General features: G+C 63.5%; 15 protein-coding genes, 1 pseudogene and 1 riboswitch. Of the genes and pseudogenes, 3 read left to right on the forward strand and 13 right to left on the reverse strand.

Annotation, left to right across the window (positions count from 1 at the left end):
• Positions 1 to 274: 274 nt before the first annotated feature.
• The gene (locus Q5H89_RS13975) at positions 275 to 595 is read left to right on the forward strand and encodes a transposase (RefSeq protein ID WP_305019950.1); all 321 of its coding nucleotides are present in this window, start codon (positions 275 to 277) and stop codon (positions 593 to 595) included.
• Between the two features lie 86 nt (positions 596 to 681).
• Positions 682 to 969, forward strand: a complete 288-nt coding sequence (locus Q5H89_RS13980; protein ID WP_305019951.1) for an integrase core domain-containing protein — start codon at positions 682 to 684, stop codon at positions 967 to 969.
• 78 nt (positions 970 to 1,047) lie between these two features.
• Here the strand turns inward: Q5H89_RS13980 and Q5H89_RS23280 are convergent.
• A pseudogene (locus tag Q5H89_RS23280) lies at positions 1,048 to 1,834 on the reverse strand (transposase).
• A gap of 133 nt (positions 1,835 to 1,967) precedes the next feature.
• Here Q5H89_RS23280 and Q5H89_RS13985 point away from each other — a divergent pair.
• Entirely contained in the window at positions 1,968 to 2,099 is a 132-nt protein-coding gene (locus Q5H89_RS13985; protein WP_305019952.1) for a hypothetical protein, read from the forward strand.
• Positions 2,100 to 2,696: 597 nt separating this feature from the next.
• Here the strand turns inward: Q5H89_RS13985 and Q5H89_RS13990 are convergent.
• The 12 genes from Q5H89_RS13990 to Q5H89_RS14045 form a co-directional block, all read right to left on the reverse strand.
• Positions 2,697 to 4,022 carry a TSUP family transporter gene (locus Q5H89_RS13990; protein WP_305019953.1) on the reverse strand — a complete coding sequence of 442 codons (1,326 nt, stop codon included), beginning with the start codon at positions 4,020 to 4,022 and terminating at the stop codon, positions 2,697 to 2,699.
• 20 nt (positions 4,023 to 4,042) lie between these two features.
• Entirely contained in the window at positions 4,043 to 5,755 is a 1,713-nt protein-coding gene (locus Q5H89_RS13995; protein WP_305019954.1) for an NADPH-dependent assimilatory sulfite reductase hemoprotein subunit, read from the reverse strand.
• 101 nt (positions 5,756 to 5,856) lie between these two features.
• A complete protein-coding gene (locus tag Q5H89_RS14000) occupies positions 5,857 to 8,754 on the reverse strand; it encodes a TonB-dependent receptor (protein WP_305019955.1) in 2,898 nt (965 codons plus the stop codon).
• A gap of 213 nt (positions 8,755 to 8,967) precedes the next feature.
• Positions 8,968 to 10,794: an assimilatory sulfite reductase (NADPH) flavoprotein subunit gene (locus tag Q5H89_RS14005; RefSeq protein ID WP_305019956.1), complete on the reverse strand. Its 1,827-nt coding sequence runs from the start codon at positions 10,792 to 10,794 to the stop codon at positions 8,968 to 8,970.
• A gap of 33 nt (positions 10,795 to 10,827) precedes the next feature.
• Positions 10,828 to 12,123: a sulfate adenylyltransferase subunit 1 gene (locus Q5H89_RS14010; RefSeq protein ID WP_305019957.1), complete on the reverse strand. Its 1,296-nt coding sequence runs from the start codon at positions 12,121 to 12,123 to the stop codon at positions 10,828 to 10,830.
• Between the two features lie 24 nt (positions 12,124 to 12,147).
• The gene (gene cysD / locus Q5H89_RS14015; RefSeq protein WP_305019958.1) at positions 12,148 to 13,044 is read right to left on the reverse strand and encodes a sulfate adenylyltransferase subunit CysD; all 897 of its coding nucleotides are present in this window, start codon (positions 13,042 to 13,044) and stop codon (positions 12,148 to 12,150) included.
• Positions 13,045 to 13,082: 38 nt separating this feature from the next.
• Positions 13,083 to 13,838, reverse strand: coding sequence for a phosphoadenylyl-sulfate reductase (locus tag Q5H89_RS14020; RefSeq protein ID WP_305019959.1), 756 nt, complete (start codon positions 13,836 to 13,838; stop codon positions 13,083 to 13,085).
• Positions 13,839 to 14,112: 274 nt separating this feature from the next.
• Positions 14,113 to 14,206, reverse strand: a riboswitch (SAM riboswitch).
• A gap of 305 nt (positions 14,207 to 14,511) precedes the next feature.
• The gene (gene pruA, locus Q5H89_RS14025; protein WP_305019960.1) at positions 14,512 to 16,179 is read right to left on the reverse strand and encodes an L-glutamate gamma-semialdehyde dehydrogenase; all 1,668 of its coding nucleotides are present in this window, start codon (positions 16,177 to 16,179) and stop codon (positions 14,512 to 14,514) included.
• Positions 16,180 to 16,364: 185 nt separating this feature from the next.
• Complete coding sequence (locus Q5H89_RS14030; RefSeq protein ID WP_305019961.1) at positions 16,365 to 16,565, reverse strand: PID-CTERM protein-sorting domain-containing protein; 201 nt, start codon at positions 16,563 to 16,565, stop codon at positions 16,365 to 16,367.
• An 87-nt stretch (positions 16,566 to 16,652) separates the two neighbouring features.
• The gene (locus Q5H89_RS14035) at positions 16,653 to 23,153 is read right to left on the reverse strand and encodes a putative Ig domain-containing protein (RefSeq protein ID WP_305019962.1); all 6,501 of its coding nucleotides are present in this window, start codon (positions 23,151 to 23,153) and stop codon (positions 16,653 to 16,655) included.
• A gap of 142 nt (positions 23,154 to 23,295) precedes the next feature.
• Positions 23,296 to 24,255 (reverse strand): methionyl-tRNA formyltransferase, encoded by a 960-nt coding sequence (locus Q5H89_RS14040; RefSeq protein ID WP_305019963.1) that lies wholly within the window; start codon positions 24,253 to 24,255, stop codon positions 23,296 to 23,298.
• Positions 24,256 to 24,352: 97 nt separating this feature from the next.
• Complete coding sequence (locus Q5H89_RS14045; protein ID WP_305019964.1) at positions 24,353 to 24,892, reverse strand: phage tail protein; 540 nt, start codon at positions 24,890 to 24,892, stop codon at positions 24,353 to 24,355.
• Positions 24,893 to 24,898: the final 6 nt, after the last annotated feature.

Raw genomic sequence — 24,898 nt, forward strand, 5'->3', positions numbered from 1 at the left:
CCTTCACCGGTGGGAGAGTCGGTCGCCGCCAACTTTATATGCCGGGCCCCGGGGGGTCGCTTTCACCAGCGACCCCCGGGGCTTTTGCTGTTTGGCAATAACACACCTTAGCAAGTGTTAGCAGTCACGCAGCCAGCGGACGGTTGCGGCCAGGTGAATAAAAGCCAGAAGATGCACATCCAGCTTGTCATAACACGTTGCCACCCGACGAAACTGCTTCGGGTGAGGTGGTCTAGGGAGGCCGGACAGAAGCAGGATGTATATTTCTTCTGTCATGGCAACCAAAACCAGCGGGGTGTCGCCCGACAAACGGCGCAAGTACGACGAGGCGTTTAAGGCCGAGGCCCTGCGCCTGGCCAGTGAAAGCTGCAGCACCCAGGCTGCGGCCCGGCAGTTGGGCATCAGCCCCAAGCTGCGCTACCGCTGGCAGCAGGCGCAGCTCGTGGCCGAAGGGGGCAGTGAGCAGGTGGCCCGCGACCCGGAGGCCCGGGCCCTGCGCGCCCGCCTCAAGCGGGCGGGGCAGGAGCTTGACATTTTAAAAAAAGCCTTGGTCAGCAAATGCTGTAGCCGCATTATCGGCCAGCCGACCCGGTGAGCACCTGCCAGCACATCGCCCAGCGCCAGGCTCACGTGCCGGTGCGCCAGGTGCGGCGCGTGGCCGGGCCGGCCTAGCCAGGCGCGGTGCGCGAAGCGTTTGCGTACCACAGCCAGCATTATGGCCCGCGCTGGCTGCGGTGCAGCCGGCGGGGCAACTGCTATGACAACGCGCACGCCGAATCGTTTGGGAGCCGCTTCAAAGCCGAATTACTCGACGGCGGCAGCTTCGCCGGCCTGCCCGAAGCCACGCTCGAAAGCAGCCACCCCATCGCCTGCTACAACGCCGAGCGGCGGCATTCGGCGCTCGGCTACCGTGCCCCAAACCAATTCGAAACACACCTGCAAACAACGTCCCAACTCTGTCCGGCTTAGCTAGGCCACATCATAGTGAGTGTCGTAAAAATAAAAAAATAATTATAAATATTATATTATTAATTTGATTAGAGTGTATCATGAGTTTGTAAATAGGTGCAGCGTGGTGGCCCTGGCGAGCATGAGGCCGACAAAGGCCAGGTAGGGAAACCATTGCAAGCTCCGGGCTAGCAGCTGCTCATAATCGCGCGTCAGCCGTTTGTAGCGGGTGCTCCAACGCAGACTTCGCCCTGCGACGCAGCGGCGCGGCAGCAACACAAAGCTGCGCTTGGGCTGGGACAGTTTGACGACCTGCAAGGCGCTACCCTGCCGGGAAGCGGCCTCGTGCGGGGCGTCTCTGGTAGAGCCGCGGTCAGTATAGGTTGGTTTAACCTGCTGGCACTGCTGCCGCTCGTCTATCATGCGCACGGTTTTGTTCGTTAGCGGGCGTGACAACGGCTGCCGGCAGGTGCCCGAGCGTAGCTACGGTTACGGACACTTTGCGGCCTTTGCGTCGCTTCGCCCCGTCATAGCCCGTGCGGTGACCACTTTCAGGCGGGCTTTGCACGGTGCGCGAGGCCAGAATACCGGCGCTGGGCGCGGCCGCTCGCTACAAAGCCGCAATACCCGACGCCGGTCGGCGGTCAGCGCCCCGAAGACCGGGGCAGCGCGCCTACTGCTGGTAGCAGGCAGCCCAAGGGGGGAGGTGGTGGGGTAGCTGGCGCCAGGAACAGCCGGCGCGCACGACCCGGCGTAGCGCAGTAACCAGCTTACGCAGCGCATGCTGACATTGCCCGGCATCTTCCCGCAGCAGCAGCCAAGAAAGGACAAAAGTCCATTTCTCGTCGCTTACATCGCTAGGATAGGCGTGCTGGCTAAGTTCCAAGCCCTCGATGGGGGCAATGATAGTGCATATGCCATTGTAGGATAGGCACGATGGATAAGTTGCAAGCCCCTAATTTCGTCACAAGTCTACAACAGGAGATAGGAAGTATTAACAGTGGGTAGTGCTTTAGGTTATGGAACAGATGCTGACCGATGTGCAGTGGGCGCGGTTAGCCCCGTTGCTGCTGGGCGGCGAAGGCACGAGCGGCGGGCGCGGGCGTGACAACTGCCAGTTTGTCGAGGCCGCGCTATGCCCGGCGACCTAGGCGAGCCACTGGCGGCTATTTGCAGCAGCCTCTCCTTCAGATGTGCTAGGGTGTATTCTTGAGCAGCTAGCCCCCGGCCCCGGCCTGAAACGCGGCAAAAATGCGAGTCCTCCTGCATGGCGTACACGCCGAGCAGGAGGACCCGCACCTCGGGTAGGCGGGCCCAAATCAGGGGGAGCCCCTCACTGACCGCACCCGGGTAAGCCAATGTCCGGCAGCAGTAGCTGGGGGGGGCGGGCTCTCTCGCTGACAGGGGCGCCAGCAGCTTTTCGACCGAGCCGCCTGCCGCCACGCACCGAAACGCGGGCTGGGCAGCCAGATACTCCTGCCGAGTTTCCCGCATGGCAACCTCCTCTTATCCTCTTCCAGCAGGGCTAGGGCATAAGGAGCTTGCATCGGGCAAAAGTATCGGCTTGGCCAGCGGAGCACTATGACATGAAGCTGTTCTTTTTCGGCGTAGCTGAAGGAGCTGCCTTACGCTAAAAACTGCTCGGGGCGCGGGTGCCCAAAGAAGCGTGGCCGTGGCAGAGCCTTCGGCTCTGCCCAGTTTCTTGTTTTCCGGTGCTTACTTCGGGGGAAGGCTTCCCGGGGGGCGGGCTAGGCAGCGAATGGCAAGTGCGTTTGGGCATAGTGCCAGATGGCAGGGATGTCTACCTTACGCAAAGCCCAGAGGCTCCATACTACCACCATCGACCCAACGCCGATAAACATCCAGCGGGTGGGCAGGCGGCCGGCCAGCCGGGCGGCCAGCGGCGCGGCCGTAACGCCGCCGACAATGAGACCCAGCACAATTTGCCAGTTAGAAAAGCCCATCAGGGAAAAGAAGGTGAGCGCACTGGCAAACGTCACAAAAAACTCCACCAGGCTTACGGTGCCGATAACGTAGTTGGGCGTGCGGCCATTGGCGATAAGGGTGCTCGTAACCAGCGGGCCCCAGCCGCCGCCGCCGAATGAGTCCAGAAACCCGCCCGCACCAGCCAGCCAGCCGGCATTCTTCACCTTGCGGCGCTTTTGGGCTTGCTTGCGCACGGCTTTGCTGATGATGCGCAGCCCTAGCAGGAGCAGGTAGACCGCTAGAACCGGCTTAATAATGCTGGCGTACTGCTCGCCGAAATGCGTGAGCAGCAGGGCGCCGCTCACGGAGCCCAGGATGCCGGGCACCAGCAACACCTTGAACAAGCGCTTGTTAACGTTGCCGAAGCGGTAGTGGTTGTAGCCGGAAGCGCCGCTGGCAAACATCTCGGCCGTATGAATACTGGCGCTCACCGAAGCCGGACTTAGCCCCAGCGACATCAGGCTGATGGCCGACACTACGCCGTAGCCCATGCCCAACATGCCATCGATGAGCTGGGCCACGAAGCCCACGCCGACGAACGTGTAGAAAGTGCCTGAGTTACTGACTACATACCATGCCTGCTGCCAGGTGAAGTAATACGATAAGATATTGACTATCAAGAATAAGGCAAATACCCCTAGCGTGCCGGTGGCCACCCGGCGCCAGTAGTCAACAGCCGTTGCCTCATCGGCGGGGCCTAGCGCGGCCACGGCGTGGAGGCGGCGGGCCGAGGAGGCGGCCCGCACGCGGCCGTGCAGGTCGGCATCGTCGGTGGCAACGAGCACCAGGTCGTGCCCGGTCAAATCGTCGGGCTCGAACGGGCGCGCCCGCAATAGCACCTGGCCATGCTGAGCGGCCAAGGCCTGCAAGGCCGGTAAAAAATGAGGTGCTACTACCGTAACCGCCGCCTGAGGGTGCTTGTGGAGCACGGCGGTGAGCTGCGCCAGGGCCTCGGCGCCACCACCCACCAGCAGCAGCCGGCGCTGCTCCAGGTCCAGGAAAACGGGTAGCCCCGGGCCGGCTAGCAGCCCGGGGCGGCCGTCATCCGTTACCGCGGCGGGAGCGGCCGGGAGAAGGTCAGTAGCCATAATTGCTTGTAAAATAAGGCTTAGTTGTGAAAATCCAGCCCGCGCACCGTGGCTTTTACGATGCCGGTGCGCACTACAAAGTCGCCGAAGCCTTCGCCAGGCTGGCGGTCGGTGGCGTAGGCGGCCAGCAGCGGGGAAAGCTCGCGCAGGATGCCGTCCTCGTCGAGCATTTCGCGGTAGAGCTTGTTGAGGCGCTCGCCGGCGTGGTCGGCACCGAGGTAGAGGTTGTAGCGGCCGAGGGCCTTACCCACCAGGCCAATTTCGCCGAGGTAGGGGCGGGCGCAGCCGTTGGGGCAGCCGGTCATCCGAATGAGGATGCCGGTTTCGGCCAGGCCGTGGGCGCGGATGACGGCGTCGAGCTTGTCGAGCAGGTGCGGCAGGTAGCGTTCGGCCTCAGCGAAGGCTTGCGAGCAGGTGTTGAGAGCCACGCAGGCCAGCGCGCCGCGCCGTAGGGCAGTAAGCTGGTCGGCCTTGGGGGCGGCACCGGCTTCGTCTAAGATGGCCTGGACGCGGGCCACGTGCTGGGGCTCAATATTGGCCAGAATGAGGTTCTGGTTGCCCGTAAGGCGAAACTCGCCGGTGTGGAAACCGCTGATTTCGCGTAGGGCCGACTTAAGGCGGTAGCCGGGGCGGTCGAGCACGCGGCCACCTTCCACAAACAGTACGAGCTGCGCGAGGCCGCCAGGACTTTCGGTCCAGCCGAAGGCATCGCTGGAGCTATGGAACTGGTAGGGGCGGCTAGGGGCTAGTGGATAGCCCAGGCGCTGGTGCAGCTCGGCCACGAAGGCGGGCAGGCCCACGCGGTCGATGGTGTACTTGAGGCGCGAGAGCTTGCGGTTTTCGCGGTTGCCCCAGTCGCGCTGGATGGTTACGATTTTCTCGCACACGTCGATAACCTTATCAGCGGGCACGAAGCCGATGAGGTCGGCTAGCCGGGGGTAGGTTTCGTTCATGCCAAACGTCATGCCCAGGCCGCCGCCTACGGCTACGTTGAAGCCGAGCAACTGGCCATTTTCCTCGATGGCGATGAGGCCGATGTCGTTGGAGAAAATGTCAGAGTCGTTGTAGGGCGGCAGAGCCAGCGCGATTTTGAACTTGCGCGGCAGATAGGTGTGGCCGTAAATGGGCTCGTCGTCCACGGCCTCGGTGGTTTCTACCAAGTTGCCGTCGAGCCAGATTTCGCGGTAGGCGGTGGTGCGCGGCGTAAGGTGGGCGCTGATTTCTTGGGCAATGCGCACGACCTCGCCGTGCACGGCCGATTCGTGCGGGTTGGTGTTGCACATCACGTTGCGGTTCACGTCGCCGCAGCCCGCGATGCTGTCCATCTGCACCTCGTTGAAGCCCTGGATGGCGGCCGGCAGGTTACGCTTGAGTACGCCGTGGAGCTGGAAGGTCTGGCGTGTGGTGAGCTTGAGGGTGCCGTTGCCGTAGGCGTCGGCTAGGGCATCCATGCGCTGCCACTGCGGGGCCGAGGCCACGCCGCCGGGCACACGCACCCGAATCATGAACGAGAACAGCGGCTCCAGCTTCTGGCGCTTGCGCTCGCTTTCGAGGTCGCGGTCGGTTTGCTGGTACGAGCCGTGAAATTTGATGAGGTGCGTGTCGTCGGGGTTAAGGGCGCCGGTGAGGCGGTTGGCCAGGCTCTCGACGAGCGTGCCGCGCAGGTAGCGGCTGGCAATTTTGACGTGCTCAACTTCGGAGAGCTTGGGCGCGGTGGCTAGGGTATCGGACATTTGCTTTTAATTATGAATTGTGAATTATGAATTGAAAACAGAATCGATGAAAGACCTAACAGCCAATTCATAACTCATAATTTCTAATTCATAATTCGCCCCTAGTGCAGCACCGTGGCGTCGAAGGTGACGCTCGCATAATACAGCGCCCCAATGGTGGGGCCGGCGGCGTACTGGAAATAGCGGCGGTTGAATAAGTCGGTGCCGCCGAGCTTGATGGTCGATTTGAGGGTGGGCACGCGCAGGTTTATCTGGGCGTCGATGGTCTGGTAGGCCGGCACCTGGCCGTTGGCCAGGGGGCTTTCCCAGTAAAAGGAATCCTGCCAGCGCCAGTTCACATTAAAGCCGAAGTTGCGGACAATCTCGCGGTTGCCGAACGAGAGGTTGGTGGCCCACTTGGGGGTATTAAAACCAGTGACGAAGACATCGGTTTGGCTGTTGGCCGAGAGGGCGTTGAAGTTGACGTTGCCGGCCAGGGTGAATTTCTGGTAGAAATTGTAAGTCAGGCCCAGCGTGGAGCCGTAGCTGTGGTAGTCCTGGCGCGAGTTGGTGTACACGCGGTATCGGTCCTGGCGGGCGTCGCGGTTAACACGCAGGGCGGCGAGGGCGGCGGCATCGGTGCCCACGGCTACCTGGTTGCCGTTGGCGTCCTTGGGCACGCTCACCTCTACCTGGCCCAGGAAGCCGGAGTACACGTTGTAGTACGCGTCGGCGTCGATGGCTAGCTTATTGTTGAGCAGTACGCTGCGGTAGCCGACCTCGAAGGCGTTGATTTGCTCGGGCTGCTCGGTGGGCAGGTTGGCTACTTGCAGCAGGGCGCGGTTTTGGGGCAGCACGGCGGCCTGGGCGGCGGTGCTGCCGCTGTTGGCGGCCACGTAGGCGTTCACGGCCGCGTTGAACTGGTCGATGCTGGTGCGGGTGTACGAATTTTGCAGGTAGTTCAGGCCCTCGTTGACCCTGGCCAGGCCGCCCACGCGGCGCACGTTGCCGTTGTTGACGAACGACAGGGCCTCAAACAGCGAGGGAAAGCGCCAGCCATTCTGGTACGAGGCGCGGAAATTGTGCTTCTCCGCTAGGGTGTACACGGCTGCCAGGCGCGGGTTGACCTTGGCCGTAAACTCGGGGTTGTAATCGACACGCAAGGAGGCGGTTAGCTTGAGCTTGTCGGCTAGAAAGAGCTTGGTAGCCTGGCCGAAGGCGCCGAACTTCTTGTAGTACACGTAGTCGCCGCCGGGCTGGCTGCGCTCGGCCAGCGGCCGGCTGAAATCCACGAAGTTGTTGCCGTCGGGGATAATCTGGTACACGCGGGCATCGGCCCCTAGCAGCAAATCCACGAACTTGACACGCTGGCCCAGATTCCAGAGGCCTTCGGTGTGGTAGGTGCGGCTGTGCTGGGTGAGGGCCGCACCGCCGGGGATGGGCGCGCCCGGCACGTTCACGCCACTGTCCCAGTTGTTGATGCTGGTAATCTGGTTTTTAAGGTCAGTGAAGGCCTGGGTGCCGGGCTCGGCGCGGCCAGCGTCGGCGGCCTGGCGGGCGGCGGCCATGGCCTGGGGCAGGGCGGCGCCGGCGGCTAGCTGGTTTTGCAGCGCCGTTTTGAACTTGGCGCCCCACACGGCGTTCGAGCCGTTTTGCAGGTCGAGGTTGAGGGCTAGCGGATTGAGGTTGTACGAGTTGCCGGTGTTCTCGATGAGCGTGTAGGCGCGCACCACGAAGTCGCTGCCCTTCAGCTCCAGCTTGTGGTTTTGCACCGTCACGCCGTTGAGCTGAATCTTGTTGCCGCGCTGAAACACGCCGTCCATCAGCCCGAAGCGGTAGCCGTAGCTTAGCTCCAGCTTATCGGTGAGCTTGTAGTGCAGGCTGGCGTCGGCCTTGATGTTGCGCACGATGGGATTCACGAGGTCCTTCTCGTAGTAGCCGGTGCGCGTTACGGTGAAGGCCTGGTTTTTACCCTGGTAAGGAATCGTGACGGTGAGCGACGAGTTAGTGTCGTCGCCGTAGCGGTTCCAGAGGTCGGCGGCCGGGTTGTAGGCGCCCGACAGCTCCGGAAAGCCGGGGTTGGAGGTCGCAAGGCCCTGCGGGTTCTGGTCGGTTTGGGTATTCGAGAGCCAGTCGGTGCCGCGCAGGTAATCGAGGTTCACCTTATAGGCCCAGCGCTCGCCCAGGGCCTGCGCCCAGCGCACCGACGTTTCGGTGAGGGCGCTCGGGTGGCGGTCGATGCCATCGACGTGGTTCACGCCCAGCTTTTGGTACACGCTCAGGCCCTGGTAGGTGTAGGGGCTCTTGGTGGTGAGGTTGGCCATGCCGTTGATGGCGTTCATGCCGTAGAGGGCCGAGGCCGCGCCGGGCGTGATTTCGACACTGGCAATGTCGAGTTCCGTGGGGCCGATGGCGTTGCCGAGCGGCACGCCCAGGGTGGCGGCCTGCATATCCACGCCATCCACGAGCTGCATGAAACGGAAGTTGTTGGGGATGTTGAAACCCCTGGTATTCGGCACTTTAAAGGTGAGGCTGCTGGTGAGCATCTGCACGCCCTTCACGTTTTCGAGGGCGTCGTAGAAGCTAGGGGCCGGTGTTTCCTTGATGGCCCGGATGTCGAGCTTTTCAATGGCAACCGGCGACTTGAGCCGGCTTTCCTCCACGCGCGAGGCCGACACGACCACCTCACTGGTCAGAATTTCCTTGGGCTCCAGCACGATGTCGAGCGGCTGGTTGGCGCTGTTGATGGGCAGCACCACCGGCTCGTGCCCCAAGGCATTGAACACGAGCACGAACGGATATTTCAGGCGTGCCTTGAGGGCGAACTTACCGTCGCCATCGGTTTGGGTGCCCGTGCTGGTACCCTGGACGCTTACGCTCACGCCCGGTAGGGCTAGTCGGCTGCCCTGCTCGTGCACGGTGCCGCTCACGGCCAGCAGCTCGGTTTGGGCAAAGGCCGCGCTGAGGCTAGCCAGTAAGAGAATCAGGAAAAGGATGATGGAAGGGTAGTAAGCTTTCATCGAAAAGCGGAGTTGAAGTCAAGAAAATGCCGGCCGGAGCGGGCGAAAACTGGCGGGAAAGCGGGCGCATACAGCAGCCGGCCAGGCGACAACAACAGGTAGGCATAGTCATCATGGTGAAAGTCAAAGGGTTTTGAGTAGAGTATTTGTCGTGCTGGCGGGGTGCCTCACCCCCCAGCCCCCTCTCCTTGGGGAGAGGGGGAGCCTAGCGATTTAGTACACGTCTTCGAGGTAGCGGCGCTGCTTGCGTAGGTTTTTGACGTAAGCCGTGGCGTCTTCGGGTGAGAGGCCGGCTTCTTTCTGCACTACTTGGGCTAGCGCAGTTTGCACGGCGTGGCCGAGGCGGTTTTTATCGCCGCACACGTAGAAGTGCGCGCCGTTTTCGAGCCAGCCGAACACGTCGCGGCTGTTTTCGAGCAGGCGGTCCTGCACGTAGACTTTCTCCGCCTGGTCGCGCGAGAAGGCCACGTCGAGCCTGGCCAGGCCGCCGCGCTTGAGGTGCTGCTGCCACTCGGCCTGGTAGAGGAAGTCGGTGGTAAAGTGCGGGTTGCCGAAAAGCAGCCAGTTGCGGCCGCTAGCCCCCAGCTCCACGCGCTCTTCCACGAAGGCCCGGAACGGCGCGATGCCTGTGCCGGCGCCCACCATAATGATATCGGTGCCAGCCTCCTTGGGCAGCTTGAAGTACTCGTTGTGCTCCACAAACACGCGCACCTCGTCGCCCACCGCCACGCGGTCGGCGAGCAGCGACGAGCACACGCCCTGCTTCTGGCGGCCGTGGGCCTCGTAGCGCACGGCGCCCACCGTGAGGTGCACCTCATCGGGGTGGGCCAGCAGGCTGCTGGCGATGGAGTAGGCGCGGGTGGGCAGCGGGCGCAGGGTATCGGCCAGGGCCTGGGGCGTGAGCTGGTCGGTGGGGAAGTCGAGCAGCAAATCAGCCACGTCACGGCCGTAGAGGTAGGGCTGGAGGCGACTTGTATCGGCCAGCAGGCCGTGCAGCTCGGCGTGGGGGGCTAGCGCGGCGTAGCGCTCCAGCACGTCGCGGGTGAGCACCGTTAGCTCGCGGCGGCTGGCCAGGGCAGCGGCCAGCGACAGGTTTTCGGCCCCAAGCAGCACCGGGGCCGAGTCGGAGAGGCGCGCGGCACGTAGCACTTCCTCCACCAGCGGGCTGTGGTTGAGTGGCCGCACGGCCAGCGCATCGCCGGGGGCGTAGGTCAGCCCCGAGCCGGCCAGGTCAAGCTCAATGTGGTGCGTTTCCTTGTCCGAGCCCCGGCCATTGAGCTGAATGGTTTCGAGTACCTTGGCCGGCCAGGGGTTTTCGGCCGAAAATTGCGCAGTAGGCTGCGGCTCAGCTACTACGGCGGCCGTGCTGCCAGCCGTAGCGGCTAGGGCCGGCGTTGCGGCCGGCGCCTGGCCGGCCGTTAGTTTGTCCAGCGTGGCGGCTATCCAGTGCACGGCGGCCGGCTTGTAAGCCACGTCGGCATCGATGCGGTCGAGCAGGCGGGTGGCCCCTAGCGCGGCCAGCCGCTCGTCGAAGTCTTTGCCCGTCTGGCAGAAATGGATGTAGCTCGTATCGCCCAGCGCCAGCACGGCGTATTTCAGCTTGGGCAGCTTGGGCGCACGCGGGCCGCCGATAAACTGGTGCAGCTCCTCGGCCGAAACGGGCGGCTCGCCCTCGCCGTGGGTGCTCACGATAATGAGCAGGTTTTGCTCCTGCGCCAGCTGGCGGCCGGGGTAGTCGTTCATGTCGCGCACCTCGGGCTTGAGGCCGCGGGCAGTGGCGGCTTCGGCCGCCTGCTCAGCTATTTTCTTGCCGTTGCCGGTGTGCGAACCGTAGAGGATAGTCAGCTTCCCGGCTGGGGTGGCTGGTGCGCTGGCCTCGGCAGCTACAGCGGGGCTAGCCACTGCGCCCGCCGCCCCGCTCGTGGCCTGGCCGTAGAAATAGCCGCTCAGCCACACCAGCTGCTGCGGCGTGAGGCTAGCCGTAAGCTGCTGAAGGGTAGCCTCATCGAGGCTGGGCGGAAGAATAGGAAGCGTAGGCATGGCTAAGAAAAAGCGGGAGCTGGCAAAGCGGATTTAAATGGAAAACGTGGCTTCCACCGGCACTTCCTGGGTGAAGTACTCGGGGTCGGTGGTGGTGATGAGGCCGGCGGCCAGGGTGGCGCCGGTTTGGTCATCGACCAGGATGAAAGCGCCGGTGTCGCGGTTGTGGCGGTACTCGTCGGCCACCAGCGGCAGGGCAGTTTTGAGGCGCACCCGCACGATGTCGTTGAGTTTGGCCTCGTCGGTGCCCACGCTCTCGAAAGTTTCGATGTTGGTTTTCTGGAGGATGGTCGTCACAGCGGCCTTCACCACGGCCGAGTGGTGCTGCACCAGCAGCTTGCGGCCGGCACGCAGGGGCCGCTCGTCCATCCAGCACAGGGTCGCTTCAAACTCGCGCGCCACGGCCGGGTGGGCATTGAAGGGCACAATGGTATCGCCCCGGCTGATGTCGATGTCATCGCGCAGCCGCAGGATGACGCCCTGCGGCGCCGTTGCCGAGGCCACCTCCCGCTGGTTTATCTCAATGGCTTCGAGTACCGTTTCGAGGCCCGAGGGCCAGATGCGTACCTTGTCGCCGGCGTGGTAGGTGCCGCTCTGGATGCGGCCGGCGTAGCCCCGGTAGTCGGGCAGCTCCTCGGTCTGGGGCCGAATGACATATTGCACCTGAAAGCGCGGCTCGTTAGGATTGGCATCGGCGGCCACGGGCACGCTTTCCAGGTGTTCGAGCAGGCTAGGGCCGTGGTACCACGGAATGTGCTTCGAGCGGCGCACGATGTTGTCGCCATGCAGCGCGCTCAGCGGAATGGCCACCACGCTAGCCAGCTTCAGCTGCTCGGCAATGTCCTGGTAGTCAGCCACAATTTTATTAAAAATGACTTCGTCGTAGCCTACTAAGTCCAGCTTGTTCACGGCCAGCACAAAGTGCCGGATGCCCAGCAGCGAGGCTAGCAGCGTGTGGCGGCGCGTCTGCTCAATCACGCCCTGGCGGGCATCAACCAGCACAATAGCCAGGTCGGCGTTGCTGGCGCCGGTCACCATGTTGCGGGTGTACTGCACGTGGCCCGGCGCGTCGGTGATGATGAACTTGCGGCGCGGCGTGGTGAAGTACTTGTGCGCCACGTCGATGGTAATACCTTGCTCGCGCTCGGCCTTGAGGCCGTCGGTCAGTAAAGCCAGGTCTACCGTGTCACCGTTGGTGGCGGTGCGCTTCTTTTCGAGCGTTGCCAGCACGTCGAGCGAAACGGAGTCGCTGTCATAAAGCAGGCGGCCGATGAGCGTGCTCTTGCCGTCGTCGACGCTGCCGCAGGTAATAAAGCGTAGGATATCCATTGTCTTAAAAATTAATTGATTAGCCTAAAAGTACCCGTTGCGTTTGCGGTCCTCCATGCCGGTTTCGGAGAGGTTGTCGTCAAGGCGCGTGGCGCCGCGCTCGCTCACCTTGGCCAGCAACAGGTCCTGGATAATGTCATCAATCGAGGCGGCGTCGCTCTCCACGGCGGCGGTGCAGGTCGAGTCGCCCACGGTGCGGAAGCGCACGCGGCGGTTCACTATCTCGTCGGTTTCGTCGAGGTTGAGATGCTCGCTCAGGCCTAGCAGCTGGCCGCTGGGCAGCACCACGCACTGGCGCTCATGCGAGAAATAGATTTCGGGCAGCTCGATTTTTTCGCGTTGGATGTAATTCCACACGTCCAGCTCGGTCCAGTTGGAGATGGGGAACACGCGTACGTTTTCGCCCTTCTGAATGCGGCCGTTGTAGATGTTCCACAGTTCGGGGCGCTGGCGCTTGGGGTCCCACTGGCCAAAGTCGTCACGCACCGAAAAAATGCGCTCCTTGGCGCGGGCCTTCTCCTCGTCGCGCCGCGCCCCACCAATGCAGGCATCAAACTCAAACTCCTCAATAACATCGAGCAGCGTGTAGGTTTGCAAGGGGTTGCGGCTAGGGTACTTGCCGCCCGGCTCGCGCAGGCCGCGCTCTCGAATGGTATCCTCCACCTTGCGCACAATCAATTTTTCGCCCAGGGAAGCGGCCAGCTTATCGCGGTAATCGATTATTTCCTGGAAGTTGTGGCCCGTGTCGATGTGCACGAGCGGGAAGGGAAACTTGCCCGGCCGAAACGCCTTTTCGGCCAGCCGCGTGAGGGCAATCGAGTCTTTGCCACCCGAGAATAACAGCGCGGGCCGCTCAAACTGGCCGGCTACTTCGCGCAGAATGTGAATAGCTTCGGCTTCTAGTCTATCTAAGTAATCCATTGGGTAGTAATAAATTGGTGTTTGGTAAGAAGTAAGAGCTAGCTGGGTAGTTTTTCCACTACCGGGTCGAGGCCTTGGTGGGCGGTGGTGTGGAGGCCACACTCCTTGGCGTCGGTATTTTCCCACCACCAGCGGCCGGCGCGGAAGTCCTCGCCAGGCTGAATGGCCCGCGTGCACGGCGCGCAGCCAATGCTCACGAAACCTTGCTGGTGCAGCGGATTCACGGGCACGCCGTGCTGCTGGGTGAAGGCCACGGTGTCGGCCCAGGTCCATTCAAAAAGCGGGTGCACCTTGATGAGCTGATGGCCAGCGTCCCACTCCACCGCGTGCATGTGCTGGCGGTTGGCCGACTGCTCGGCCCGGATGCCGGTGAGCCAAATCTGGGTGCCGGCCAGCGCCCTGGCCAGGGGCTCCACCTTGCGAATGTGGCAGCACTCCTTGCGGTTTTCGATGCTCTCGTAGAAGCTGTTAGGGCCTTTTTGAGTCACCAAAGCTTCGACGCTGGCGGCTAGGGGCGCGAAGGCTTCGATGGGCTGGCCGTAGCGGAGCAGCGTCTTATTCCAGGTCGAGTAGGTTTCCTGAAAATTGCGACCTGTGTCGAGCGTGAACACCCGCACGGGCAGCTCATTGGCAAAAATGAGGTGGCTCAGCGCCTGGTCCTCCATGCCAAATGACGTCGAAAACGACACGCGGCCCGGAAAGCGCTCTGCAATGGCCCGAATAATCTCCAGCGCGGAAAGCCCGGCCAGTTGCTGGCGCAGGTCAATGACCTGAGCCTCAAGTATACTATCCATGATGAAAGGGGGTTCTGCGCAGCTCAAAAGCCGCTGAGAAAAAGGTGCCGACACGCGGGGGCGCTCCCGCTAGGCCCATAAAGACCCAGGGAGCAGCAAGAACCCGAACGGAGTGGTAGCCGGCTGGCCAGAAAGGCGTTGCTAAACGCTAACAGCTCCGCATAGCTCCCGTGCGCATTCGGCAGGGGCAGCACATACAACAACACCCATGCTGTAGGGCAGCAAGCGAGGTGGTCGTAAAGCGGAGGTTACTAGAGCAGCACACGGCAACTTGTTTTTATATGGTCAGGACTTGGCACCGTTCCAGCGAATAGCTAGGGGTTGCCGGCGTTTCGTCGAGCCTGTCTCTCCACGCCTCTGTATAAAAACAATCCTTCTGGCAAGAGGAATTGATGGCACAAAGGTAGAGTCGGAATTTTTAAAATTCCAAACTCCTGAGCAAGTCGCTGAAAATCAACGGGCGGCCCCTCGTTAGAGGAGCCGCCCGTTGGTCCTGACAGCGGTATAAGTTGGGGGCTAGCGGTTTTGTTCTAACGGGCTACCTCACCCCCCGGCCCCCTCTCCTTAGGGAGAGGAGGAGCCACGGCGGCACAGGCGTTGGCTTGCAGTAGCTAATCGTCAGGCTCTCCCTCTCCCCAAGGAGAGGGGGCCGGGGGGTGAGGTCACCCGTTGCTTAAAAGCCGCCCTTGTCCAGGTTCAAATCTTCCTTGGGCGCGGCGCCCATGAAGGGATAGGGGTACTCCACGGGCGGGTTGAACGTTTCCTTAATAGCGCGCGGCGACACCCAGCGCTGCAAGTTGAGCAGCGAGCCGGCCTTGTCGTTGGTGCCGGAGGCGCGGGCGCCGCCGAAGGGCTGCTGGCCCACCACGGCGCCGGTGGGCTTGTCGTTGATGTAGAAGTTGCCGGCCGCGTTCACCAGCTTCTTGCTGGCCAGGTCAATAGCGTAGCGGTCCTGCGAGAAAATGGCGCCGGTGAGGGCATAGGGCGAGGTGCTGTCTACCAACTCCAGTACCTGCTCAAACTCGTTTTCGTCGTACACATACACCGTCACGACGGGGCCGAAGAGTTCCTCGCACATGGTGGTGTATTTCGGGTCTTTGGCCCGGATGACGGTGGGCTGCACGAAGTAGCCTTTCGACTTATCGTAGCTGCCGCCGACTACAATTTCGGCGTCGGGGCTAGCTTTGGCTTCGTCAATATACTTGGCGAGCTTGTCGAAGCTGGCTTCGGTAATCACGGCGTTGATGAAGTTGGTAAAGTCTTCGACATCACCCATTTTCATCGACTCCACGTCCTGCTTCACGTAGCCCAGGATTTCATCGGCCAGGTTAGAGGGCAGGTACACGCGCGAGGCGGCCGAGCACTTCTGGCCCTGGTACTCAAACGCGCCGCGCGAGATGCCGGTGGCCACCGCCTTGGCGTGGGCCGAGGGGTGGGCGAGAATAAAGTCCTTACCGCCGGTTTCGCCCACAATGCGCGGATACGACTTGTAGCGGTGGATATTCTGCCCGATTTCACCCCAGATGGTCTGGAATACCTTGGTCGAGCCCGTGAAGTGAATGCCCGCAAAGTCGCGGTGTTTGAAAATGACGTCGCCGGCCACCGGGCCATCCACGTAAATCAGGTTGATGACACCGGCCGGCACGCCGGCTTCGATGAACAACTCCATCAGCACCTGGGCCGAGTAGATTTGCGGGTAGGCGGGTTTCCACACCGTCACGTTGCCCATGAGGGCGGCCGACACGGGCAGGTTGGCAGCGATGGATGTGAAGTTGAACGGCGTGAGCGCAAATACGAAACCTTCGAGCGGGCGGTGCTCCAGGCGGTTCCACATGCCGGGCGACGACTCGGGCTGCTGGCGGTAGATTTCCTGGGCAAAGTGCACGTTGAAGCGCAGAAAGTCAATGAGTTCGCATGCGGCGTCAATCTCGGCCTGGAAGGCATTCTTGCTCTGGCCCAGCATGGTGGCCGCGTTGAGGCGGGCGCGGTAGGGGCCGGCCAGCAGCTCGGCCGCTTTCAGAAACACGGCGGCGCGCTCTTCCCAGGGCAGGCCAGCCCAGGCGGTGCGGGCGGCCAGCGCCGCCTCAATGGCCTGGGTTACGTGGCTGGCATCGCCCTCGTGGAAGTGGCCTAGCACGTGCTGATGGTCGTGGGGCGGGGCTAGCGGCAGCTTGCGGCCGGTGCGCACTTCCCGGCCGCCGATGTGCATCGGAATGTCGCGCTCAACCTGCTTGATGCGCTTCAATTCTTTAACCAATTCGATGCGCTCGGGCGAGCCGGGCGCGTAGCCTTTCACAGGCTCATTAAGGGGGGTGGGAACTCGGAAAAAGGCGTTCGACATAAGCGGGAAAAACGAGGGGCGAGCTGAAAGAAACGAGGCGCAAAGGTAACCGGCAGGGCTAGAACGGGGTGGCTGGGGCTCATGCGCCCCCTGGCCGGCCCGGCCGCCCCAATGGGCATAAAAAACGGCGCCCAACCGCTCGGCAAGCAGTTGGGCGCCGTAGAGAGGGCTAGTAGCCTCGGGGGCTAGCTGGCCCGGCGTTGGCGCAGGCGTCGCAGGCCATAGGCCACGCCCGAGGCTAGCAAGAGCGAGGCGCCGCCATCAATGGGCACTTCAGTCGGGTTGGCATTGGGGTCGGTGGGCGTGGGCCCGCCCGTGGTGGGGGCCTGCGCCCGGCCCACAAAGGCGACAAAAACAAGGGCCGCAGCCAGGTAAAAGCGATTCATAAATACAAAAAGAAAATACGGTTGAGAAATAGTGGGCAAGTGCTTTGCCGGGCAGCTGGCGGGGCTAGCCACCCGGCAAGGCGTTTCTTATTCCACTACAAGCTTCTTCACCACGACCCCGGCGCTGGTGCTCATGCGCAGGGCGTACACGCCGGTGGCGAGCTCCGTGAGGTCGAGCTGGTGCGCCAGGGCCCCCTGCGCGGGCAGGGTGACGGTGCGCAGCTCGCGGCCCAGGGCATCAACAAAGGTGGCCGTTACGGCCTGGCGGCCGAGGCTGGCGGGCAGCTCCACAAAGGCCGTTTTCTTGGCCGGGTTGGGGTAGAGCGCTACCTGCTGGGCCAGGGCAGCGGGCACCGTGGCCAGCGCTTTCTGCGGCGAGAACACCAACTCGAAGCGGCCGGTAATCAGGGCCGAAGCATTGGTGACCGTGAACTGGTAGCTAGGCGTGAGGCGCAGGTCGGTGAGGGTGCCGAGCTGCACGTCGCGCAGGTACACCGGCGTGGCGGCCAGGTTCAGCAGTTGGGTCGAGGTCAGCGAGTAGGTGCCGGGCGTGGGCACGCCCACCGCCAGCGGGATAATGCGCTGCACCGAACCTATTTCGGGGCGGCCATCGATGCTGAACTGCTTACCCACCACGCTGGCCGAGAGGTTCAGGCCATTGGTGTTGGGCAGCTTCACGGCATCGTACTGCGGGTCGAAACCTTCGGTAGCTCCGCTTTCAAAGTACACAAAGGCGTCGTCGCTCACCGAGCTGCCCGCGCCTTTCAGCGAGAGCTGCACTAGGGGCCGGGTTTCGGCGGCGGTGCGGCGGTAGGCAGTGTTCGAGTACGTGGTGGGGCGGTGGCTGTTCTTGAACGTGAGCGTGGCGCCCGTCTGGCCTGGCGTCACCCGCACAAAGAAGCCCTGGCCCAGCGGCAGCACGGACGAAATGTTGCCGACACCGTTGTTGTAGGTGCCGTACGTGCCGGCGTAAGGATTGGTCGGGTCGTTGCTGGTAAACACGTAGATAACCCCATCCAGGCCGGGGCGGTCGGCGGCAACTACCTGGCTCCAGTCGAGGGGCGAGGGGTAGGGGTTACCCACCAGGGCCAGGCCCGCGTCGTCGGCCGTCACGCCGGTATTGCGGGCCAGGTTCAGGGCCACGTTGCCGTTGTTCTGCGGGCCAGTCAGGCTAAAGGTCTGATTGGCAGCCAGGTTTACGGTGTAGCCCTGGCCCACGGTCAGCGGGTCAGCGGTTGAAGCGGGCGAGAACCATCCCTTATCGAAGAGCGGCAGGTTGTTGGTGGCCGTAGCCAGGCGGCTCTGGTCGTAGCCATACACGGTGGGGAACGGCCGCACCTGGCTAGGGATGGCTGCCGTGTTGTAGGCCGGGTTTACCACGGGCGAGAAGCTGCCCGTGGCTAGGCTAGCCACCGTGGCCGAGCTGATGGGCGACGAGAAGTGGCGGTAGCCCAGGTTGGGGTTCAGGTCGGGCGAGATATAGCGCTGCACCGTCACGTTGCCGCTTAGCGCGTTGCTGCCGTTGTTGACGACCATCGCCGTGCCGTTGGCGTTCGACTCCAGCGTGAACGGGTTGCCGTTGATGGCAAAGTTGCCGTTGAGCGTGAGCACGCGCTGCACTGAGGTGCTGGCCGAGGTGCTCTGCTGCGCCCCGCTGCTGCCCACCGTCAGGTTCCAAAAGCGGGTGTTGCTGGCGCCCAGAATGTTGCTCTGGCTGGTATTACCCAGAATCACCGTGCCGCCCGTGGCCTGGAAGGTACCGTTGTTGGTCAGGTTAGCGGCTAGCGCTAGTACGTTGTTGGTCTGGGTCAGGGTAGCGCCGCTGTTAATGGTCAGGTTGCGGACCTGGGCATTGGCCGTGTTGCTAGTGATGGCCGGGAAGCGGCCGCCGCTGGGCGAAGTCGGGATGGCGGCATCAATCGTGGCATCCGGCACCTGGCTGGGCGACCAGTTGCTGGCTGTGAACCAATCGGTGTTGGTGTTGCCGGTCCATGTCACGGCCGTCACGGCCGGAGCCGCGATGGTGAGCGAGTAGCTGCGCGAGCCACTGTAGGGGCCGGGGGCAGCCGAGGCGTCGGTCGCCGTCACCGTAAAGTTGAACGTGCCATTGGTCGTGGGCGTGCCGGCAATCGTGCCGGTGCTCAAGTTCAAGCTCAGGCCAGCCGGCAGGGCGCCAGCCGTGATAGCGTAGGAGTAGGTACCCGAGCCACCCGAGGCCGATAGGGCCTGGCTGTAGGCCGTGCCCTGGGTGCCGTTGGGCAGCGCGGCCGGCGTAATCGCGATGGTGGGCGCCTGGAAGGTGAAGGCGTAGGAGCTCGAAGCCGGGTTGTTATTGCCGGCCTGGTCTTGGGCGGCGTTGGCCCGCACCTGTACCGCCACGTTGCCCGCTGCGCTGGGCGTCACCTGGAAGGTATAGATATTGCCGCTGCCCGCCGTCGGGCCGCTGGTCACCGTGCCGTTGGTGACGGCGATGCCGGCGGCGGTGAAGCCCGTCACCGGCTCGCTGAAGGTAGCCGTGAATAGTACTGGCGAGGTCGAGGTCGTGCCGCCGCTAGCCACGGTGGAGCTGCTCAGCGTCGCGGTCGGCACCGTGGTGTCCACCGTGAAGGCGTTCGTGTTCGAGTTGGCGCTCGCGGTCGAGCCGCTGGTCTGCGCCGTGGCGTACACCTGGTACCTGCCATCGGTCAGGGCCGAGGGCTGGGTCAGGGAGAAATTACCGCTGGCGTTGGCCGTGGTCGTGCCGATGGCCGAGGCCGTGCCCGCGCTCGGCCCTACGTACACCGTGACGGTGCTGTTGGCCGGGGCCGTGCCCGTGTAGGTCGGCTGCGGGTTGTTGGTCAGGCTACCGTTGGCCGGCGCGGTCACCACCGGCGCGGCCGTCACCGGTTGTGTGCTGATAGTGAGGGTGTAGGCGCGCGCGCCGCTGTAAGGGCCGGGGGCCGTCGAGGCGTCGGTGGCCGTCACCGTGAAGTTGAACGTGCCATTGGCCGTGGGCGTGCCCGAAATCGTGCCGGTGCTCAGGTTCAGGGTCAGGCCGTTGGGCAGCGCGCCGGCCGTGATGGCAAACCTGTAGGGTGCCGTGCCGCCCGAGGCGGTGAGGGTCTGGCTGTAGGCCACGTTCTGCGTGCCTTGCGGCAGGCTAGCCGGGGCCAGCGTGATGGTGGGGGCCTGGAACTGCACGCTGACCGAGTTGCTGGCCGCGTTGCCGGTGTTGTTGGCGTCGGTGGCCACGTTGGCGGCCAGGCTCACCGTTACGGTGCCCGTGCCGCTGGGCGTTACGGTGAAGGTGTAGGGGCCCGCGCCGCTGCCGCTGAAGCTGCCGCTGGTCAGCGTGCCGCCCAATACCGTCACGTCCGAAGCCGTGAAGCTGGTGCCCACGCTCTGCGAGAAGCTCACTGAGAAGGGGATGGGGGCGGTGCTGGTCGGGCTGGCCGAGGTCGTGCTTACCGTCGCCGTCAGGGCCGGGGCTACCACGTTGAAGGTGGACGTCAGGGTCTGCGCGCAGGGAGCTGCTACCGTCAGGTTGCCGCCCCCGAGGGTAGCGCCGTTGGGGACTACGAATGTGAAGCCGGTTGCCGAGAGGCCGCTCACGGTAGCCGTGGCGCCATTTACTACCACACTGTTCACGCCGCTCAGGTTGGTGCCGCTTACCGTTACGGTAGCGCCGCGCTGGGCCGAGGTGGGGCTCACGCTGCTGATGGCGATAGCCGGCGGGGCATTCACCGTTACTTGGGCTACCGAGGTGCTGGTGCTGGTGCCGTTGCTCACGGTCAGCAGCACGTACTGGGTTTTGCCGGCTTCGGTGCAGTCATAAGTCAGGCTGGCGGCGTCGGCCGAGTAGCCCGCCTGCACGGCCAGCGCCTTGGGCGTGCCGCCGCAGGGGTCGCCCAGCACGGGGTTGTTGCGGGTGTCCGTGTTGCTGGCATACATGCTGCCGCTGCTACGGCCCACGTAGGCGTTCTGGGCGGCCGCCAGGCTGTTGGCGGCGTTGCAGGAGCCCAGGCTGTAATTGCCATTGGCGTTGTTGTTGGGCGTGCCATAGCTGGCGAAGCGAATTTGGGTGAAATTCGCCCCGTTGGGCGTCGTCAGCGTAAGCGGCGTGGTGCTCTCCGGGATATAGCCAAAAGCAACTTTCTGAATGGTGTAGGTGAGTGTACCTGGGCCGCTGCTGCCGTTGTTGACGCTGCTGGCCGTCAGGGTAGCGTTGCCGTTGGCGTCGAGCTGCACCGTTACGGCCTGCGAGCTAGCCACTAGCGGCTGCTGGTAGGTAACGCTGAACTGGCTGGCGGCCGTGTTGCCGTTGCCGGCCGCGTCCTGCGCCGTGTTGGCCGCTACGTTCACCGTTATGGTGCTGCCGCTGCTAGTCGGCGTTACGTTGAAGGTATAAGTGTTGCCCGAGCCCGAGAAGCCCGAGAGCGTACCGCCCGCTACCGTCACGTCGCCCTGTACGAAGCCCGTCACGGTTTCCGAGAACGTAACCGTGAACGGAATGGGGGTAGTAGCCGTGGTGCCGCCGTTGCTGTTGCCCTGCGAGCTGATGGTCGTCGTCGGAGCCGTCTTATCGATGGTGTAGGTTTCGCCCGCAAACGGCAGGGGGGTGCTGATGCCAGGCGAGAGGTTCGTGGCGTTGGCTAGGTTCAGCGTTAGGGTGCCGCTGCCCGTGCCCGTAGTTACCGGTACCGTCCAGGTGCTGCCCGTGCCCGTACTCACTGGCGTACCCACCGAGGCACCGCTTACGCTGCCGGTCGTAGTCAGCGAGAAGTTAGCAGCCGTCAGGCCCGTTACCGGGGCCCCGAAGGTCACCGTGTAGTTAACCGTGGCGGCATTGGTAGGGTTGGTGCTAGCCCGCGCGATAGACGTGACGGTGGTGGGCTGCTGCACCGTGAACACAACGCCATTGCTGGTGCCCGCAGGCGTGGTAACGGTCACGTTACCCGTGGCGGCCCCGGTGGGTACGTTCACGGTAATGGTTTGGGTGCCGGTGCCATTCACCGTTACGCTCGTCACCGTGTTGTTGCTCGCGCCGCTAAACGTCACTACCGTAGCCCCGGTCAGGTTGGTGCCCGTCAGGGTCACGCTTGTGCCTACCGGCCCGGCGTTCGGGTTGATGCTGGTCAGCACCGGCGCCTGCGCCAGCTTGGCAAAAAAGCCAGAGTTGTTGGCCGGTACCGTAATGGTGCCGGTAACCGCCGGCGCAAACGTAGCTGGCGAACCAAGAAAGCCGCCCAGCACCACCTGGTTGCCGCTCACCGATACAGTGGAGGCGCCAGTAGTAGCGGCCCCGCCGGCAGATGGTCCGCCGTCGATGGCTCCTATCGCTGAGAAGGTAGCTCCCGTGTCGGTATACTTGGCTACGTAAGCGTCATCGCCGTTGCTCGTCAGGTTGCTACCGGCAATGGTAGTTGCCGTAGTATAGCTGCCCACGACGTATACCGTGCTGCCACTCAGTGCCAGGTCACCCACATTGTCCGAGTTGGCGCCCCCGTCCCGAATGGCGTAGCCGTTGCTCAGGCCTGAGCCCGAGTCGGTGTATTTGGCCAGGAAAAGGTCGCGGTTGTCGCTTGATAGCGTCGAGCCGCTGATGCTAACCGTGGCCGGAGTGCCGGGTGTCGCATTCTGATTAAAGAAGCCGCCTACGTAAATGTTGGTGCCGCTCACGGTCAGGGCCGTGCCCTGGTCACTGAACGCGCCGCCGCTGCGCACTGCCAAGCCGTTGTTCAGGCCCGAGCCCGTGTCGGTGAACTTGGCCACGTATATGTCGTTGCTGCCGGCCCCGGTAAGCGTCGAGCCGCTGATAGTGGCGGTAGCGTTGGTTGCCGCCGTGAAATAACCAGCCACGTAGATACCGTTGGTGCCTACCCCGATGGCGTTGCCCCGGTCAAGGCCGGTGCCGCCGCCGCTCAATGCGCCCCCGTGGGCTAGGGTGCCGTTGTCCGTAAACCGGGCCACAAACATGTCCTGGCTCCCACTGTTGCCCAGCGTCACCGTGCCAAACTTAACGTTCGTAGACGTGGTGGTGTTAGTAGAGATGAAGCCCGTGATGTAGATGTTGGTACCATTTACCGCGATGGAGTAACCCTGGTCGCTGCCGGTGCCCCCCCCGCTGATGGAACCGAGCGGGTTGCCGTTTTCATCATATTTAGCCACGAACACATCGACACTCGAGTTCACTGCCGTCAATGACTGGCTGCCCGCGTTCGAAGTGTTGGAGAAGCTGGCGGAGCTGTTGTAGTAGCCGGTGATGTACACCGTACTGCCATTAACGGCCACGCCCCGCACCTCGTCGGCGCCGGTGGTGCCGCCCATACTCACCGCCCAGGTGCAGAGATTGGTCGTGCCGTTTATCCGGGCCAGAAAGCCGTCAGTGTAGGTCTGGTCCGAGCTCGTTAGCGACTTCCCATTGCCAAAGTCGGCCGAGCCGGTGTAAGAGCCCACGATGTAGTAGTCGCCGTTGGTAGCTAGGGCGCTTCCCCGCACTGTAGTAGCGGTGCCCGTAATACCGGACACGCTCTGCCAGACAGGGGCTTGCGCCCAGGCTACCCATGCCGGCAGCAGCAGTAGCAGCAGCAGTAGTAGTTTATTTTTCATAAGGAAAAAGTGAGAGGGTGGGGTGCCGCTGGGTTTGGCGGCGGAGTAATAAAAAGAAAGTGAAAAACTGAGTTGAACTCCAGATGGCCAGCAGTAGGCATGAAAAGGAAAGCGGTAGTGCAGGGAGTAGCAAAGCCAGCCGCTAGGCTGGCGCGGCCGCCAGTGGCAGCGCCGCCGAGGTCAGCACCTCGCCCACCGGCACCCCTAGCGCGGCCAGCTGCCCCCCGGTAAAGTAGCCCTCGTCCAGGGCCACTATATCGAGTTGCACTAGCTGGCTGGCGCCGCAGGCCACTAGTAGGCCCTGCCCGGGCTCGGCCCACACCACGGTGCCGGGTGGGGCGGCTGCCGTTTCGGGGCGAGCGGTGGCCGCCAGCACCCGCAGCGGCTGCCCGCGTAGCGTGGCCAGGGCCCCCCGGTTCCAGGGGTTGGTGGCGCGCACCAGCCGGGCAATGGCCTCGGCCGGCTCGTGCCAGTTTATACACACGTCGGCCAGCGTAGCGCGGGGCCAGTAGTGGGCTGCCGCCTCATCCTGGGGCTGCTCAGGAGGCAGGGGGGCTTCGCCGCGCAGGCCGGCCAGTAGCTGCTGGCCCACGGCCACGGCGGCGTGCGCCAGCCGGGTGCGGTGCAGTCCGTGCGTATCACCGGGCCCGATGGGTACGGGCTGCGCCAGCACAATTGGGCCGGTGTCGAAGCTGGCAGTCATGCGGTGCACCGTCACGGCCCCGGCCGGCTCACCGTTGCGCAGCTGCCAAAACAGCGGCTCGGGCCCCCGGTAGCCCGGCAGGGCCGCCAGGTGAAAATTGAGAAACCCTAGCCGGGGCACCGTCAGCAACGCGGCCGGCACCCGCCAGGGTAGCATAAACACCAGCACTGCCGCCGGCGGATTCTCACCCAGCCAGGTCCGTAAGTCGGCGGCCAGGCTGGCGTGGTGCAGGCGCGTCACGGGCAGCCCTAGCGCGGCGGCGGCCTGCGCCACTTGCTCGGGCTGGTCGGGGCGGGCCGGGACGTGGGGCACGGCCACGGCCGCTACCGCGCCCTGCTCCGCCAGCACCTGCAACAGCGGCAGCCCCAGGGTACTACTGATAATGACGGCTACTTGCATAAGGGGTGGTGAAAATTGAAAACAGGAAGGCGGCTAAGCTGGACCCGGAGCCGCTCCGAGGGGGCAGCAGCGGCCCCGGCCAGACCAACCGCCGGGGCTAGGCGCGCGAGGGGTAAAGGCCGCTGATGGCAATGCAGTAGTTCAGTACCTGCACCGGCTGGCGGTTTTCGTGGGGCTGGCTGCCCCCAACTGACGCCGTAGTGCCCGTTATCATGCCGGGGCTCATGGTCGCGTTGGGTGCGCCGGTAGAATAGGCCCCCGTGCCGTCTTCCGTTGCGGCGGGGAAGGCATTGGCTGGGCTATTGTTATCGGGGCCCGTGGAGGCCTTCAGCCCCGCCGATACCGTGTGCCCGTGGCTTGGCATTTGGTTTGCAGTGAGCGACGCCGATTCGGTGCCCCCCTGCTGCCCCCACGAGTAGGGCTGCAGGCCTGGGCCCGCGCCAACGCCGAGGATAGCGCGGCCGCGCAGGTCGGGCAGGGCAAACGTGGTGCGGCCATCACCCCCGTAGGTAGTGCCGAGTAGGGAAAACAGCGCTTGGTTTTGGGCAATAGCCATCAGCTGGCCTTGGCAGACCATCCAGGTTTTCGGCGCGAAGCCAAAGCTCATGAGGCGAATTTCGCCGAGGTAATAATCCATACTAAA

The sequence above is a fragment of the Hymenobacter cheonanensis genome (genome assembly GCF_030581075.1).
In the GTDB taxonomy this organism is placed as follows: Bacteria; Bacteroidota; Bacteroidia; order Cytophagales; family Hymenobacteraceae; genus Hymenobacter.